This is a genomic window from Nonomuraea aurantiaca, from assembly GCF_020215705.1.
Taxonomy (GTDB): Bacteria; Actinomycetota; Actinomycetes; order Streptosporangiales; family Streptosporangiaceae; genus Nonomuraea; species Nonomuraea aurantiaca.
In genome coordinates this window covers 70,214-86,464 of sequence record NZ_JAIWNB010000034.1, presented here as the reverse complement: position 1 = coordinate 86,464, position 16,251 = coordinate 70,214, and the positions used below count along the sequence as shown (strand labels likewise).

The window sequence follows — 16,251 nt, the reverse complement described above, 5'->3', positions numbered from 1 at the left end:
CCCTGTGCCGTGTTCAGCGGGCCGCTCGATCCCGAGCTCCCGCCACCACGGCCTGCCCGAGGCTGATGCCGCCGTCGTTGCAGGGGACGCGCCGGTGCAGCAGGACGCGCAGGCCGTGGCGGCGCAGCCCGTCGACCACGGCGCCGAGGAGGAGGGTGTTGCAGAACACCCCGCCGGACAACGCCGCCACCTCCAGGCCGTTGGCGGCCGCGACCCGCGTCGTGGCCGTCACCACCGCCTCGGCCAGTCCGTGATGGAACCGCGCCGCGATCACCTCCGACGCCTCGCCCCGGCGAAGGTCGCCGACGACCGCGCGGATCAGGTCGGTGCCGCGGATGACCGTTCCGGCGACGGCGACCGGATAGCCGCCGCGGACCCCCGGGTCCGCCCGCTGCTCCAGCTCCACCGCCGCCTGCCCGTCGTAGGTGATCGTGTCCCGGATCCCAAGAAGTGCGGACACCGCGTCGAACAGCCGTCCGGCGCTCGACGTCACCAGCTCCGCCGGGCCGTTCGCCACGAGCGCCGCCACGGCCGGCCACCGGTCCTGATTGCGGCGGACCACGTCGAGGTCGTCGAAGTTTTCGGCGCCGTACGCGCTGTGCAGGAAGGCCGCGGCCATCCGCCAGGGCTGCCGGATCGCCGTCACGCCGCCGGGCATCGGTACCGGCTCCAGGTGCCCGGCCCGCTCGAAGCCCACCAGGTCGGCCACGAGCAGCTCGCCGCCCCAGATCGTGCCGTCCGTGCCGTACCCCGTGCCGTCGAGGGCCACGCCGACGACCGGGCCGGGCTCGCCGTTGTCGGCCAGGCAGGAGGCGATGTGGGCGTGGTGGTGCTGTACGCCGATTGGCTGGACGCCGTCGAGGGTCAGGGCGTACTTGGTGGACAGGTATTCCGGGTGGAGGTCGTACGCCACCACCTCCGGCTCGATCCCGAACAGCCGCCGGAAGTGGGCGACGCCGCCGGCGAAGGCCTGCATCGTCGCGTAGTTCTCCAGGTCGCCGAGGTGCTGGGAGACGAACGCGTGGCTGCCCGTCGCGAGGCAGAAGGTGCTCTTGAGCTGCGCTCCGCAGGCGAGGACCGGGCGGGGGAAGGCCCAGGGCAGCGCGATGGGCGCGGGAGCGTGCCCACGGGCCCGCCGTACCGGAACCTCCGTGTCACGGAAGATCCGGACCACCGAGTCGTCAAGGCCCGCGTGAATCGGCCGATCGTGGGTGAGGAAGGCGTCGGCGGCCAGCCGCCGCGCGTCCTCGTCGCGGTGCGCGATGGGCTCGCCGGACAGATTCCCGCTGGTCAGTACGAAGGGGCGGCCCAGCTCGCGGGCCAGCAGGTGGTGCAGGGGCGTGTACGGCAGGAGCACGCCGAGGTCCCGGTTGCCGGGCGCCACTGAGACGGCGATGGGCGAGCCGGCGCGTCGGGGCAGCAGCACGATCGGGCGGCGCGCGCCGGTGAGGGCGGCGACCACCCCGCTCGCCTCGCCGTCCAGCTCACACAGCTCGCGTACGGCGGCCAGATCCGGCGCCATCACGGCGAACGCCTTGTCCCCACGGTGTTTGCGGGCCCGAAGCGCCGCGACCGCGTCCTCGTCGGTGGCGTCCACGGCGAGGTGATGGCCGCCGAGTCCCTTCACCGCGAGGATGGATCCGGCGCGGAGCAGCGCCGCCGCCTCGGACACCGGATCGCCCGCGATCATCGCGCCGTCGGAGGCGTGCAGGACGAGCGTGGGACCGCAGGCGGGGCAGCACACCGGCTGGGCGTGGAAGCGGCGGTCGCGGGGATCGCGATACTCGGCCGCGCAGGCCGTGCACATGGAGAAAGCGCGCATCGTGGTCGCGGCGCGGTCGTAGGGGACGGCCGTGATGATCGTGAACCTGGGGCCGCAGTTGGTGCAGTTGACGAAGGGGTAGCGGTAGCGGCGGTCGGCCGGGTCGAACAGCTCGGCCAGGCAGTCGTCACAGGTCGCCGCGTCCGGCGACACATGCGCGCGTGGGGCACCGCCGATCATGCTCGGGACGATGCGGAAGCCGCGGGGGCCTGTGGGCGGCACCGATTCCACGCTCACCCGGTCCACGGCCGCCAGCGCGGGCGCGTTCCGGCTGACCGCCTCGACCAGCGCGCTCACCGCCCCGGCTGGGCCCTCGACCTCGATGAACACCCCGAAGCCGTCGTTGCCGACCGTGCCCGACAGGCCGTACCGGACGGCCAGGCCATGGACGAACGGCCGGAACCCCACACCCTGGACGATGCCCTCGACCCGGATCCGAGAGCGCACGATCGGGTCCAACGGTCAGTCCGCCTCGTCCAACGCCCGCCGAACCGACTCCCACAGCACATGGCACACGGTGGCCTGCGCCTCCTGGATCCGATGGACGGACGAAGACGGGATGACCAGCAGATGATCGACGGCACCGCACTCGGCCAACTGGCCGCCCCCAGAGCCCGCGAGCCCGACCGTCACCATGCCGAGGCGCTTCGCCTCCTGGAGCCCGCGCACCACGTTCAGCGAGCCGCCGCTCGTCGAGATCCCCATCGCGATGTCCGTACCGGTGCCGAGGGCGGCGAGCTGCCGGGCGAAGACCGCGTCGAAGCCGATGTCGTTGGTGAGCGCGGTCAGCAGCGCGACGTCGGCCGTCAGAGACATCGCCGGCAGCCTCCTGTGCCCGGGTCCGGGAGCGAGGAACAGGTGGGCCACAGCCTGGGCGTCGGTGCTGCTGCCCCCGTTCCCGAAGGTGAACAGCCGACCGCCGCCGGCGAAGGCCGCGGCGAGGGCCTTGGCGCACGCGGCGATCCGGGGGCCGAGCAGGGTGAGCACCTCCCGCCGCAGCGCGACGATCTCCCGGGCCTTCTCCACCGTGGACCGGGTCACCGTGGCCAACAGCGCTTCGACGTCGCCCGCCGCAGGGGAGAGGAAGGGATAGAGCGCATCACTCACGGCCTTCCCCCCAGCGCGCTCACTCCAGCGCCGCTCACTCCAGCGCCGCTCACTCCTGCACCGTTCTTTCCAGCACCGCGATGGCCTCTTTCGCGTGTACCAGGACCACGTCGCCGGCCCGCGCATCGACCAGCCGCACGCTGATCTCCTCCGCACCGACGGCGGTGTCGGCCAGCGCGAGGTGGCCGGGCCGCAGGGCGACGATCCGGACGGGTACGGCCATGTCCGAGCAGGTCACACACACCCCGTCGGGACACTCCGGACTCGACCGGTCCGAGCTTCCTGGTGCAGTCACCGGACCGGAGTGGTCCGGATCTTCTGGCGAAGTCACCGGGCTCGACTGGTCCTGACCTCCCGGCGAGGTCATCGTGAGATCTCCGTCGCCGCGAGCCGAGGGTCGTTCAAGAACACATGCACCAACTCCCACAGAACGTGATAAGTCGTCATCTGGAGCTCGCGGGCGACCCGCGGATCACGGCTGCGTGCCGTGAGAAGGTGATCCACCACCGTGCCGTCGAGCCCGCCCGCCTTCGTCAGCGCCAGCGTCGTCATGCCCATCTCACGCGCCACGGCGAGCGCCGCCGCCACCTCGGCACAGTCCTCGTCGATCGTGATGCCCACCGCGATGTCCCCGGCGCGCCCGAGCAGCCGCAGCTGGGTCGCGAACACTCCCGCGCGGGCGAGCCCGCTCAACGCCGACGCGTCATTGGCCAGCGAGAAGGCCGGCAGAGCGCGCTTCCCCACGATCACCGGATGGACGAACTCCACCGCGAGATGCGCCGCGTCGGCCGCCGACTGACCGGTGCCGAAGCTCAGCAGCCGGCCGCCCCGATGAAAGCGCAGGGCCACCGCATGACACGCGCGGGCGATCAGCTCGGCATCCTCCGCCAGCGCGAGGCCGGCTTCGTCGCGTTCCTGGAGATACGTGCCGAGAGCGAGTGTCATGGATGATCCTTTCCTCGGCTCTCGATTCTCAGTTCCCACGAACAATGGCTGGCAATCGCGCTTTACAGGAGGTTGAAGCCCCGTTTCCTTTTGACGGCGATAATGTCGACGATTTACTCAAACAATGGCCGTTCAGCCGCGGAGAAAAAACCTCAACCAGCGCTGATCCGGTGGCGGAAGACCCAGTAGGTCCAGCTCTGGTAGAGCACCACCAGCGGCAGGAAGGTCGCCGCGATCCTGGTCATGATGCCGAGCGTCTTCGGCGTCGAGGCCGCGTTCTGGAGAGTCAGGCTGTAGGCCGGGTCGACCGTCGAGGGCAGGACGTTGGGATGAAGGACCGCGAACAGGCAGATCATGGTCACGCCGACAGCGACCGCGGACAGCAGGAACGCCCACCCCTGACGGCCCTTGGCGATGGCGCCGAGCGCGGCCACGAAGGAAAGGACGGCGAGGGCGGCCAGGACCACCGTGCCGGGCCCGCCGCCGTGGAACTGCGTCCAGACCAGGAAGATCACCGCGAGCACGGCCGCGACGCCGCCGGTCTTCAGCGCCAGCGTGGTCGCGCGCCGGCTGATCTCGCCGCTGGTCTTCAACGCCACGAACACGGCTCCGTGCGTGACGAACAGGGCCAGCGTGGTCAGCCCGCCGAGCAGCGCGTACGGGTTGATCAAATCGCCGAACGTACCGACGTAGTCGTGACGGGAGTCGAGTTTCACGCCCCGCACGATGTTCGCGAACGCGACGCCCCACAGCAGCGCGGGCACGAACGACCCGATCGCGATGCCCACGTCCCACCACCGCCGCCACGTCACGGAGTCCTGCTTGCCGCGATACTCGATGGCCACGCCGCGCACGATCAGCGCCAGCAGGATGAGCAGCAGCGGAGCGTAGAACCCGCTGAACAGCGAGGCGTACCACTCGGGGAAGGCGGCGAACGTGGCGCCGCCCGCGGTGATCAGCCACACCTCGTTGCCGTCCCAGACGGGGCCGATCGTGTCGAGCATCGCCTGGCGTTCGGCGTCGTTCCGTGCCATGACGTGCAGCAGCATGCCGACGCCGAAGTCAAACCCCTCCAGGACGAAGTACCCGACCCACAGGATGGCGATCGCCACGAACCAGACCTCGGTGAGCTCCACTATCCGATCCCCCTAGTAGGCGAAGGACGTCTCGCCGCCGTCCTGCGGCTCGGCACCGTCGGCGGGCGGCGGGGCCGCTCTGCCGTACTTGATCATGAGACCGACCTCCACCAGGGCCAGCGCGCCGTACAGAGCGGTGAAGACGATCAGCGAGGTGAGTACGGTCCCCGCGCCGACGCTCGGTGAGACGCCACGCGCGGTCTTCATCTGGCTGAAGACGATCCACGGCTGCCTGGCCATCTCGGTGAAGATCCACCCGAAGCTGTTCGCGAGGAAGGGCAGAACGACCGACCAGACGGCGGCCTTCCAGACCCAGTCCTTGCCGCGGATGAGCCGTCCACGGGTCAGCCAGAGCAGGAGGAGCGCCACCAGCGCGGCGAGCATGCCGAAGCCGATCATCAGCCGGAAACCCCAGTAGGCGACCGGGATGTAGGGACGGTAGTCGCCCGGTCCGAACCTGCGCTCGTAGTCCGCCTGGATGTTGTTGACGCCCTCGACCTTGCCGCTGAACGAGCCGGTGGCCAGCTGGGACAGCAGGCCCGGGATCTCGAGCTGGTAGATCGGCTTGGTGCCGTCCAGCGTCCCGATGGTGAACAGGGAGAACGGCGCGGGCTGCCGCGTCTCGTAGAGCGCCTCGGCGGCGGCCATCTTCATCGGCTGGGTCTGCGTCATGATCTTACCGAGGAGATCCCCGGAGACGAGGGTGCCGAGCGCGCCCAGCAGTACCGCCGCGATGCCCAGCCGAAGTGACGGGCGAAAGACGTCAATATCCCGCTTTCTAGCCAGATGCCAGGCGGAGACCGCCATGAGGATCACGCCACCGGCCAGCCAGCACCCGAAGATCGTGTGCGGGAAGGTGACCAGCAGGACCTTGTTGCTCAACACGGCCCCGAAGTCGACCAACTCGGCCCGCCCGGCGAGCCGGAAGCCCACCGGCCACTGCATGAACGAATTGGCGGCCAGAATGAAGTAGGCGGACAGCACCGTGCCGAACGCGACAATCCAGATGCACGCGAGATGCACCTTCTTCGGCAGCCGATCCCAACCGAAGAGCCACAGCCCCAGGAACGTCGACTCCAGAAAGAACGCCAGCAGCGCCTCCAGCGCGAGCGGCGCCCCGAAAATGTCGCCGACGAACCTGGAATAGTCACTCCAGTTCATCCCGAACTGAAACTCCTGCACAATCCCCGTCACCACGCCCATGGCGAAGTTGATGAGGAAAAGCGTCCCGAAGAACTTGGTGGCGCGAAGGTAGGCCACCTTGCCGGTCCGCACCCAGGCCGTGTTCAGGATCGCCACCAGCAGCGACATCCCTATCGTGACGGGCACGAACAGGAAGTGGTACACCGTGGTGACCCCGAACTGCCAGCGCGCGATATCCACGGCATTCATGGTCGCTACTGTACGTATCCGACCATGCCCAGCACGTCATGACACACTGGGCTGGAAGTAGCGCACTCGCCGTAGCGGGGTCAGTCCCAGGTGGGGAGGTGCTCCTCGGGATAGCGGGCGCCGAAGCCGCCGGTCGGGAGGATGTCGGCGATGCGCTTCAGATCGGTGTCGTCGAGGGCGAGGTCGGCGGCGGCGACGTTCTCCGCCAGGCGCTTGGGGTCGCGGGTGCCCGGAATGGGGACGATGTCGTCGCCCTGGGCAAGGAGCCAGGCCAGGGCGAGCTGGGCAACCGTGGCGCCCTTGGTGGCGGCCAGGTCGGCGAGCTGGTCGGTGGCGGCCACGTTCTTCTCGTAGTTGCCGGGCTGGAAGCGGGCGTCCCAGGCGCGCATGTCGGTGGCGTCGTACTCGGCGCCGGGCTTGGCCTGGCCGGTGAGGAAGCCCCGGCCGAGCGGCGAGTAGGGGACGAACCCGATCCCGAGCTCGCGCAGGACGGGGAAGAGGGACTCGACCTCGCGCTCGAACAGGCTGTATTCGGTCTGCAGAACCGACACGGGATGTACGGCGTGGGCGCGGCGGATGGTGTTGGCGCCCGCCTCGCTCAGGCCGAAGTAGCGGACCTTCCCGGCCTCGACGAACTCCTTGACTGTCCCGGCCACGTCCTCGATCGGCACGCTGGGGTCGACGCGGTGCTGGTAGAGCACGTCGATGACGTCGACGCCGAGGTGGCGCAGGCTGTTGTCGACGACCTCGCGGATGTGCTCGGGACGGCTGTCGACGCCGCCCTCCCGCGTGCCGGTGAAGTCGAACCCGAACTTCGTCGCAATGACCACCTCGTCCCGCACCGGTGCGAGCGCGGTCCCGACGATCCGCTCGTTCTCGCCCTGTCCGTAGAGCTCGGCCGTGTCGAAGAACGTCACTCCGAGCTCGTGGGCCCGGCGGATCGTCGCGGCCCCCTCCTCCTTGTCCGAGGGTCCGTACGCCAGGGAGATCCCCATCGCGCCGTATCCCAGAGCCGACACCGTCAGGCCCTGTTGCCCGAGATTCCGCTGCTGCATGATGTGCCTCTCTGCCAATGTTAGAAGCCTCTTACATCAAGTAAGAGTACTCTAACATCAGGAAGAGGGGACAATCGTTCGCCGTGAGCAGTCCAACGACACCGCAACGCGGTTACCACCACGGCGACCTGCGCGCCGGTTTGATCCGCGAGGGCATCGCGCTCCTGGCCGAGATCGGCCTGGCGGGTTTCTCCGTGTCCAAGGTCGCCGCCCGCGCGGGCGTGTCATCGGCGGCGCCCTACCGCCACTTTCCCGATCGCGAGGCTCTGCTGGCCGCCTGCGCGGCCGCCATCGTCGCCGACATCGCCGACCTCCTGGCCCAGGCGGCCGAGCAGGCGGGGCCCGATCCGGTCGACCGGCTCGCCGCCACCGCGGGCGCGTACGCCCGCTATGCCCTGGACCATCGCGCCGGCATCGACCTCGTCTACTCGTACGACTTCGGCGCCCCCTGCAAACAGACCGTCCAGGAGCAGGGCCGCCGCCTCATGGACACCCTCATGGCCCTGACCTCGGCCGCCCTGCCCGACGACGTCTCCTGGGCCGAGACGACGGACTTCGTCTACGTTCATCTGTCCATGGCGCACGGCTACGCCACGCTGGTCCCAAGAGACGCCCGGCCACCGCAGGAGATCGACAACCTGGCCACCCGCGCCGTCACCGCCGCCCACGACCACATCACCGGCTACCTCTTGCGCCTGCGCGACCGGTGAGATCCCCTGAGGAAGCCCTCAAGGCGTGATCACCGTCGTCAGGCGTCAGCCTTCGTCCGAACGCTCCCGGGCACGGTTCATCCGCAGCGCTTCGGCGAGCTGGTCTTCCAAGATGACGATGCGGCAGGCGGCTTCGAGGGCGGTGCCCTGGTCGACGAGCTCGCGGGCCCTGGCCGCCAGACGTAGTTGGTAGCGGGAGTAGCGACGGTGGCCACCGCTGGAGCGTTGCGGCTCGATCAGTTTGGCGGCGCCCAACGCGCGTAGGAAGGCGGCGGTGACGCCGAGCATCTCCGCGGCCGCGCCCATGCTGTAGGCGGGGTAGTCCTCATCGTCGAACCGGTCATTGGCTTTGCTGGGTGCGAGTGTGGGGTCGCTACGTGCTGGAGGCGTTTGATCCATAAATGCCTTCCGCATGCGTCAGGGGGCCCCGGCGCGTATTGCGCCGGGGCCCCGAAGAGGTTCAACACCATCTACCGGCCATCTGGCCGGCCTACTGTCGTCCGCATCAGCCGTAGTAGACGGCCATGACGCGGGGATCGCGGATGCGTGACCGTGTACCACCTTCCCATCTGTGGAACTCCGGTACCCGAGCGGCGAGTGATCAGCCGGCAGCGGGCGATCCCGATGGCGTTCAACACTCCCTTCTCTTACTCGAACTTCTTTTCCTACATCTAGTGTGGCAGCGCGTCCACGGCCAGGGCCCCTCGCCACTGCGCTGGCCCCGTCAGTCCGACCTGCTGCCATCACCTGGTATTTCGTCAAACTCATCCGGGCAGTTCGTCGTGGTGCTGGGGTCTTCGTGTTCTGCCCGGTTGGATCCGTTCCTTGCGATGCCAGAAACTCTAGCTTCCGTCGTCGCGAATGTCTACCTCAGCCACTACAGATTTTCGTCAGCCAGCGGAGCAGGCCCTGAGCTCGTGGTTGATCGTCTTCGCGGTACGGAACGGGCGCCACGCGCGTGCGACACTCGGGGGTGACGGGCCCGCCGAGCCGTCCCGGCGGCGGCTGGACGGCCACCGCCGCCGGGTCAGGCGCGCAATGTGGGAGGCCTCAGCGTGAGCGTGCAGCGTTCGCAGCCGTACCGGCACTTTGACACGGCGCTGATCCGCGCCACCGCGCTCGCGAGCGAACCGGATGTCCCGCCATGGCCCGAACCTGGTTTCCCACCGCCGTCTGCCGAGCGGCATGTTCCGCCGCCTCCTGAGGCGAATGCCAGGACGCGTCCCGAGCCGGATGGCGCGCCGCGTCCCGAACCACTTGTCCCGTTGTCGCGCGAGCTGGATGACGAGGCCGACGTCGAGCGGTGGTGCGAGTGGCTCGTCCAGGTCTGGGCGCGGGAACCCGTGGCAGCGGCCGTCTCGCTGGCCAGTCCGGTTCTGGCGGCCCAGATCGAGGCAGTCTGCGCGGGCCGTCGGCCCCGCCCCGGTCGCCTCCGGCGCATGGCGCTGTCACTGGCCCGGTACCTGGTGCGGATGCGCGGCCGAGCCACGCCTTTCGGGACGTTCGCGGGCGTGGCCCCGCTCCGCTTCGGCGCGGCGCCGGAGTACCAGGCCGGAGTCCCGCGCACGCGGACGACGGCGGACGGCGTGTGGCTGGCCGCGGTGATCGCCCGGCTGGAATCAGACCCGGAGCTGCGGCATCGCCTCCCGGTCATGGTGAACGATCTCGCGTTCGTACGGGGGGAACGCCTCGTGGTGCCCTGGCAGCCGCACGCGGGCGATCCGGCTCGCAGCGAACTGACGGAGGTCTCGGTACGGCACGGCGCGGCCGTCCGCACGATCATGGAGCTGGCCCAGGCACCCGTTCGGGCCGGTGACCTGGTCGACGGGCTGGCCGCCACGTTTCCCGATGCCAGGGTCCCGGCGATCGAGGCGATGGTCGCGGAGCTGGTCACGTGCGGGGTGCTGATCAGCAGCCTGCGTCCCCCTTCGACCAGCGTCGACGGGCTCGCGTATGTGCTCGACCGGCTGCGAGACACGGCGGCGGACTGGCCCGGCGACGCCACCCCGCAGGATCGGGCACAAGGGGCCGTTCCACAGGACCAGGTAATGGAGGCCGCCCCGCAGGTCCGGGAGGCCGAGGTGGGCTTGCTGGGCCGGGGGCCTGAGGTTGTTCGGTTGGTTCGGGGGCTGCGGGCGATCAACGCGGAGCTGCGGGCGGCCGATCGCGCGACCGGTGAGGCCGCCGTACGGGCCAGGCGAGCGGTCGGGGAGCGGATGCGGGACGTGGTGCCGGTCGAGGTCGCTCAGCCGCTCGCGGTAGACCTGCGGCTGGGCGGCAGCGCGGTACTTCCTCGGGAGGTGGCTGCCGAGGCCGAGTCCGCCGCCGGGGCGTTATGGCGGCTGACGCCGGACCCGGCCGGGCATCCGGGCTGGCGGGAGTACCACGTCATGTTCCTGGACCGGTACGGGGTCGGCGGCGTCGTACCGATCGAGCAGCTGGTCGATCCCACAGCGGGGCTGGGGTTCCCCGGCCATTACGACGGACCGCCCGTCCCCGCGCCCTTGTCGCGCAGGGATCAGCGCCTGCTGGCCCTGGCGCAGCAGGCGGCCCTGGACGGCGAGCGGGAGATCGTACTGGACGACGCCGCGATCGAGGCTCTGGCGGCGGACGGTATGGACGGGGCGCGACCGCTCCCGTACATGGAGCTGGTCGCCGAAGTCTGCGCACCCACCGCCGACGCACTGGCCGCCGGGGCCTTCACCCTGACGGTCCTCGCCGTCGACGGCACGGCGGCCGGCCTGGCGGGCCGCTTCACCGACCTCCTGCGGGACAGCGACGGGCAGGACGGTGACCGGCAGGATGGCCTCCCACGCGACCGCGCCCCAGAGGGCAGTGGCTGGCAGGACAGTCTCTACGGTCGGTTACCCGTCGCGGTGGACGGTGCCGTGCCCGTGCAGTTGTCGTTCCCGGCTCGGCACCCGCGCGCCCAGGACGTCGCCCGTACCCCGCTCCTGCTGCCAAACCTGATCTCCTTGGCCGAGCACCGTGCCAGTCCGGACGGGCGGATCTCCTGGCGGGATCTGGCGGTCACGGCGGACAACGACCGCATGTACCTGCTGTCGCCGTCGCGGCGGCAGGTGGTGGAGCCGGTGCTGAGCAGTGCGGTGGCGCGGCATGCGATGCCGCCGATCGCGCGCCTGCTGTTCGAGATCCCGCGTGCTCGGGCAGCTGTGGTGTCGCCCTTCTCCTGGGGAGCGGCGGCGTGTCTGCCGTTCCTGCCGCGCATCCGCTACGGCCGCAGCGTGCTCGCGCCCGCCCGATGGCGCATCTCCACCGAGGTCCTGCCCGGGCCGGACACCCCGTGGCCGGAGTGGGTGCGGGCCATGACAGCACTGCGCGCCCGCCTGCGGCTGCCCGCCGTCGTGTCCGTGGGTACGGCGGACCGGCGGCTGCGCCTGGATCTGGACGAGCCCATGAGTTTGGCGCTGCTCCGTGCCCATTTGGACGGCGCCGGTGAGGCCGCCGTCGTGTCGGAGGCGGCTGGACCGGCGGACCATGGCTGGTTCGGCCGCCGGGCGCACGAGGTCGTCATCTCGCTGGCCGCCACCGCGCCGCCCGCCCGTGCCCCCGCCGCCGTGACGGTGGCGGGGTCGCTGCCCCTGGTCGGGCGCGAGGACGGGGTTCTGCCGGGGGCGCGGGTCCTTTACGCCAAGCTGTACGGAGATCCGGGCGTGGTCGACACGATCCTCACCGGGCATCTGCCCGAGCTGCTTGAGACCTGGGATGAGCCGCCGATGTGGTGGTTCGTGCGATATCGCGACCCTCGCCCGCACTTACGGCTGCGCCTGCACCTGGCCGGTGAGCACGACTACGGTCCGTCCGCCGCCCGGGTCGGGGCGTGGGCCGCCGAGTTGCGCGGTCGCGGCCTCGTGGGTGACCTGGTCCTGGATACGTACCACCCGGAAACCGCACGGTATGGGTCGGGAGAGGTGCTGGCCGACGCGGAAGCCGTCTTCGCGGCCGACTCCGTCGCGGTGGTCGCCCAGCTCGCGGCCCTGTCGGCGACTCGCCACGTACACCCGCACGCGCTCACCGCGGCGAGCCTGGTCGATCTGACGGCCGCCCTGGTGAGAGGCCGGGCCGCGGGGGCGCGTTGGCAGATCGACCACCCTCTGGCCGAGCACGCTGCCCCGAATGACCGCGGGGTCGTCCGCCAGGCGGTCGGCTTGGCAGATCCGAGCGGGGGCTGGGCGGCGCTGGCGGCTCTGCCGGGCGGCTCACGGATCGTCGGCGCATGGGAGGAGCGGCGGCGAGCCGTGGCCGCCTACATGGATCGCCTTCCACTCGGCGCGCCACATCTGACCGAATCTTCGGTGATGGCGTCGTTGTTACACATGCACCACATACGGACGCTCGGGATCGACCGCGACGCTGAACGCCGGTGCCGCAAGCTGGCCCGTGCCGTCGCGCTGACCTTCGCCGCCCGCGACGACACCCCACCTGGTGCCGGCGAGTGACGCTGCTCGCGACGACACCCCACCCGGCACCGGCGAATGACGCTGCCCGCGACGACACCCCATCTGGTGCCGGCGAGTGGCGCTGCCCGCGACGACTCCCCACCAGACCGCAGTGCATCGGGGCGTGGTCGTGGCTGATATCGCCCGACGCCTCGTGTCCTGACTGATCGCCTGGCGCAGTGGTAGGTATGGACGGTGGCCCCTTTTTTCCGGACCAACAGCCCGGAATTCGACTTCCCGCCGTTCGCCGGGCTGCCGCCGACTCGCTACGTCCTGGCAGCGGCGCCGCGTTCCGGCAGCAATATGCTCGTCCGTACGCTCTGGCACACCGGGCGGGCCGGTTTCGCCGATGGATATCTGGCGGACACGCATGTTCTCGACTATTTCGAGCGCTGGGGGTTCGACACTGCCGATCCGGAAGACCGGGTGAAGAGCTATATCAGGCGATTAATGACCTGCCGGACCAGCCCGAACGGCGTTTTCGGCATCAAGGTGCATGGCGAGCACCTACAGGGGCTCGAAGTCGACCTGGACGAGCTGCTCATGTCGCCCCGATACATCTGGCTGCGGCGCAGGGATCGGATCCGGCAGGCCATCTCGTACGTCCTGGCGAAGCAGACCGGCGTCTGGATCGTGGACGGGATCTACCTGTCGACCAGCCGGGCGCAGTCCGAGCCCCGCTACGACTATGCCGAGATCCGCCGCCACCTGCAGCACCTCGACGACGAGACGAGGGCGTGGCAGCAGTATTTCGACCGCCGCGAACGCGTCCCGCACGTCGTCTTCTACGAGGACATGCTCGCCGACTACTCCGGAACCGTCCTCGGCTGCCTGCGGCACCTGGGCGTCGACCCGCCCGAGTCCCTCCCCGAGCCCGGCATCAAGCGCCAGGCGGGTGAGGTCACCGAACGATGGCTGGAGAGGTTCGAGCGGGACAGCGCCCAGGACGGAAACGAGGCATGGGTGGGCGCCGACAGTTAAGGGCCGCAAGGAGCGGTTAAGGCCCGCAAGGAGCAGTTAAGGGCCGTTAGGGGATTGTCGAGCTGAGCGGCCAGCGCCTGATCCGGTACGGCGTCCACCACACATACCGCCCCACCTGATGCAGCAGGTCCGCCCGCAGATAGCGCTCCGTCACCGTCGGCGCGAGGCTCGTCGTCCGCACGCCCCGCAGCAGCGGCGCGATCGCCTCCTCGCGGTGCGGGTTGCGGATGACCAGGCGCCTGAATGCGCCCGTCCGGCGGTCGCGGATCTCGATGAAGCCGGGACCGAGCCGGTAGCCGCATTTCGCGATGTGGAAGGTGGCGCGCCACTCGGCCGCGATGCCGTCCCCGGCGGGCCCGGCGTACACGGCCGCCGGAGGGTGGAGGTGGCTCAGTGGCCGCCAGCCCGCCGGGCCGACCGGCATGCGGAGGGTCCAGTCGACCGCGATGCCGTGGCTGGTCAGCTCGCGGATGACGGCGAGGGCGGCCACCGCCGCCGCGCCGCTCGGGTCGTCCAGATCGACCATGTCGTCCAGCTGGGCGAGCTGGACGCCGTCCGCCGCCAGCCGGGACACGGTCGCAAGGGGGTCGCCGGTGACGTTCACGCGCCCCGCGTACATGCCCCGGACGCGCATGGCCGCCGGGTCGCGATCCTTCCACAGCGTCATCGGTACGTGAGCCGGGAGCCCGGCGTCGGTGCTCATCTGGGCGTTCCCACTGGTACCGCAGCCTCCGCGAGTGCCGGTACGAGCGGTTCGCCGCGACTGAGATTCTCCCCGTCGAGACGCATCAGGTCCTGGTTGGCGACGGCCGGCGCGACGTGGATCGCCTGGCCGGCGTCGCAGAAGATCAGGCCGAGTTCGCGCCAGCGGGCGAGCAGCTCGTCGATCCGGTCCTCGGTCGCGTCGTCGTGCCGGGCGGCGGCTTTGCGTACGAGCGCCGCCGGGCTGTGCGGCGTGTCGAGCAGGCGGAACACCGTCAGTTCCAGCGGTTCGGTGAGGTCGAGCAGGTGCCAGGAGAAGCCGGGCCGGGTGTCGACGAGCACGATGTGGTCGTCCAGGTCGCAGTGGGTCAGGCGGCTGCGCGGATAGGCGTCCGTCCAGGCGGCGACGGCCCGGCGCAGGCGGTCGAGGCAGTCCGCGTCGATGCCGCGGCGCGGGGAGTCGAAGACGTAGACGAGGTCGGCGAGTTCGGATTCGGGAAGATCGTAGATGTGCCGGTATTGCGCGGCCGGATGGAGCTCCCCGAAACCCAGCTCGGGCCGGTCGAAGTACGGGCTGAAGCGCTCGACCTTGAGCCGGGTGGCGTTCGACGGGGGCATGAGGTGGTGCAGGGCGGGCACCTGGTCGATCACGCTGTCGTAGTCGGCCTCGGACTCCTCCGGGAAGCCGTAGAGGTAGTTCCAGTTCAGGTTGATGCCGACGGTCTCCGCGTCACGCAGCAGCCGGACGTTCAGGCAGCCGGTCACGCCTTTGTCCATCAGGGTGAGCACGCGGGTGCTGAGGTTCTCCACCCCGGGCTGCATGTAGTCGATGCCGGCCGCGCGCAGGATCTCCAGCTGGTCCCGGCGCAGGTTCGACTTGATCTCGTAGCCGATCCGCAGGTCGTAGCCGGACTCCTGGAGGCGCGGCGCCATCGAGGTCAGGTAGGCCATGTCGAGGATGTTGTCGGTCACCCATACGTCGAGGACCCGATGCCGTTCGACGAGGCTGAGGATCTCCGCCACGAACCGGCCGGGGTCCTTGCTGCGGAACTGCATGAGCGAGCCGTTCAGCCCGCAGAACGTACAGTGGTGCTTCTCGCCCCACCAGCAGCCGCGCGAGCTCTCCACGGTGAGCCGCGGTTCCACCCACGAGCCCGCGAGGGATCTGGCGTGCTGTTCGAAGTAGTCGCCGAAGTCGGGCGGGACCAGCGCGTCGGGCGGTAGCGGCCGGGCCTCCACCGCGTTCACGACCGACTCGCCGCTCGGCCCGCGCCAGCACAGTCCGGCGATCTCATTGACCTCGCCACCGTCCCCGCCGTCGGCGCCGATCGCGGAGAGCAGCTGCGGGAAGGCCAGCTCGCCCTCGCCGCGTACGACGAAATCGATGAAGGGGAAATTGCGGTGCATCGCCGCGCCCTGCGGTCCTTCACAGTTCGCGCCCCCGAACACGGTGACGGCGTCCGGCGCCCGCCTCTTGACCGCGCGCGCCGCCGCGAGGGCCGCGGCGTTCTGCGCGAAGGTGGCGGTGAAGCCGACCACGTCCGGTGCCATGGCCGCGATCCGGGCGGCGGTCTCCTCGATGAACAGCGGCGCGAGCTCATGGAGCTGCGTCGCCTTGGCGAGCATCGGCTCCGGCACGCTGCCGCCGAGGAACTCGGCGAACTCCGCCACCTTCCACCGGGGCCGCTCGTTCAGCGCCGCCGAGAAGATCCACTCGCTGTGACCGGAGAAGTAGGAGCTCACGAAGGTGTCGTACTCCTCGAACGTGAAGCCGACGTGCTCGTCCACCCAGTCGATGTAGTCGAGCTTGGCATGGATGACGTCCACGGCGGCGTCCGGGAACACGTCGAGGACCCGGCGCTTGAGCACGCCGAGCGAGAGCGACGGCGCGTCGATCGACGACCACGGCATGTCCACCAACACGATGTGCATGGGTTTGTC

Annotated in this window: 13 protein-coding genes; 3 read left to right on the top strand and 10 right to left on the bottom strand. The window is 70.0% G+C overall.

Annotated elements, in window-relative coordinates; all coding sequences use genetic code 11:
- Positions 1-13 precede the first annotated feature (13 nt).
- The 7 genes from hypF to LDL49_RS47760 form a co-directional block, all read right to left on the bottom strand.
- Positions 14-2,269 carry a carbamoyltransferase HypF gene (hypF, locus tag LDL49_RS47790; RefSeq protein ID WP_225301600.1) on the bottom strand — a complete coding sequence of 752 codons (2,256 nt, stop codon included), beginning with the start codon at positions 2,267-2,269 and terminating at the stop codon, positions 14-16.
- 15 nt (positions 2,270-2,284) lie between these two features.
- The gene (locus LDL49_RS47785) at positions 2,285-2,929 is read right to left on the bottom strand and encodes a D-sedoheptulose-7-phosphate isomerase (protein WP_225301599.1); all 645 of its coding nucleotides are present in this window, start codon (positions 2,927-2,929) and stop codon (positions 2,285-2,287) included.
- Positions 2,930-2,978: 49 nt separating this feature from the next.
- Positions 2,979-3,152 (bottom strand): HypC/HybG/HupF family hydrogenase formation chaperone, encoded by a 174-nt coding sequence (locus tag LDL49_RS47780; protein ID WP_225301598.1) that lies wholly within the window; start codon positions 3,150-3,152, stop codon positions 2,979-2,981.
- Between the two features lie 140 nt (positions 3,153-3,292).
- Positions 3,293-3,874, bottom strand: a complete 582-nt coding sequence (locus tag LDL49_RS47775) for a D-sedoheptulose-7-phosphate isomerase (protein WP_225301597.1) — start codon at positions 3,872-3,874, stop codon at positions 3,293-3,295.
- Positions 3,875-4,026: 152 nt separating this feature from the next.
- Complete coding sequence (cydB, locus tag LDL49_RS47770; RefSeq protein WP_225301596.1) at positions 4,027-5,010, bottom strand: cytochrome d ubiquinol oxidase subunit II; 984 nt, start codon at positions 5,008-5,010, stop codon at positions 4,027-4,029.
- Between the two features lie 12 nt (positions 5,011-5,022).
- On the bottom strand, positions 5,023-6,402 hold the full coding sequence (locus LDL49_RS47765; protein ID WP_225301595.1) for a cytochrome ubiquinol oxidase subunit I: 1,380 nt from the start codon (positions 6,400-6,402) through the stop codon (positions 5,023-5,025).
- Between the two features lie 80 nt (positions 6,403-6,482).
- Positions 6,483-7,457 (bottom strand): aldo/keto reductase, encoded by a 975-nt coding sequence (locus LDL49_RS47760; protein ID WP_225301594.1) that lies wholly within the window; start codon positions 7,455-7,457, stop codon positions 6,483-6,485.
- Positions 7,458-7,540: 83 nt separating this feature from the next.
- On the opposite strand from LDL49_RS47760, the gene LDL49_RS47755 reads away from it, so the two are divergent.
- Positions 7,541-8,167, top strand: coding sequence for a TetR/AcrR family transcriptional regulator (locus LDL49_RS47755; RefSeq protein WP_225301593.1), 627 nt, complete (start codon positions 7,541-7,543; stop codon positions 8,165-8,167).
- Positions 8,168-8,212: 45 nt separating this feature from the next.
- Here LDL49_RS47755 and LDL49_RS47750 read toward each other — a convergent pair whose 3' ends face one another.
- Positions 8,213-8,566 (bottom strand): helix-turn-helix domain-containing protein, encoded by a 354-nt coding sequence (locus LDL49_RS47750; protein WP_225301592.1) that lies wholly within the window; start codon positions 8,564-8,566, stop codon positions 8,213-8,215.
- A gap of 656 nt (positions 8,567-9,222) precedes the next feature.
- Here LDL49_RS47750 and LDL49_RS47745 point away from each other — a divergent pair.
- Together LDL49_RS47745 and LDL49_RS47740 are read left to right on the top strand one after the other, a co-directional pair.
- Complete coding sequence (locus LDL49_RS47745) at positions 9,223-12,627, top strand: lantibiotic dehydratase (protein ID WP_225301591.1); 3,405 nt, start codon at positions 9,223-9,225, stop codon at positions 12,625-12,627.
- A gap of 195 nt (positions 12,628-12,822) precedes the next feature.
- The gene (locus LDL49_RS47740; protein ID WP_225301590.1) at positions 12,823-13,608 is read left to right on the top strand and encodes a Stf0 family sulfotransferase; all 786 of its coding nucleotides are present in this window, start codon (positions 12,823-12,825) and stop codon (positions 13,606-13,608) included.
- A 46-nt stretch (positions 13,609-13,654) separates the two neighbouring features.
- Here LDL49_RS47740 and LDL49_RS47735 read toward each other — a convergent pair whose 3' ends face one another.
- Both LDL49_RS47735 and LDL49_RS47730 read right to left on the bottom strand, forming a co-directional pair.
- Complete coding sequence (locus LDL49_RS47735) at positions 13,655-14,311, bottom strand: DUF5825 family protein (RefSeq protein WP_225301589.1); 657 nt, start codon at positions 14,309-14,311, stop codon at positions 13,655-13,657.
- The gene (locus tag LDL49_RS47730; protein WP_225301588.1) at positions 14,308-16,242 is read right to left on the bottom strand and encodes a RiPP maturation radical SAM C-methyltransferase; all 1,935 of its coding nucleotides are present in this window, start codon (positions 16,240-16,242) and stop codon (positions 14,308-14,310) included. The genes LDL49_RS47735 and LDL49_RS47730 overlap by 4 nt, the downstream gene beginning before the upstream one ends.
- Positions 16,243-16,251: the final 9 nt, after the last annotated feature.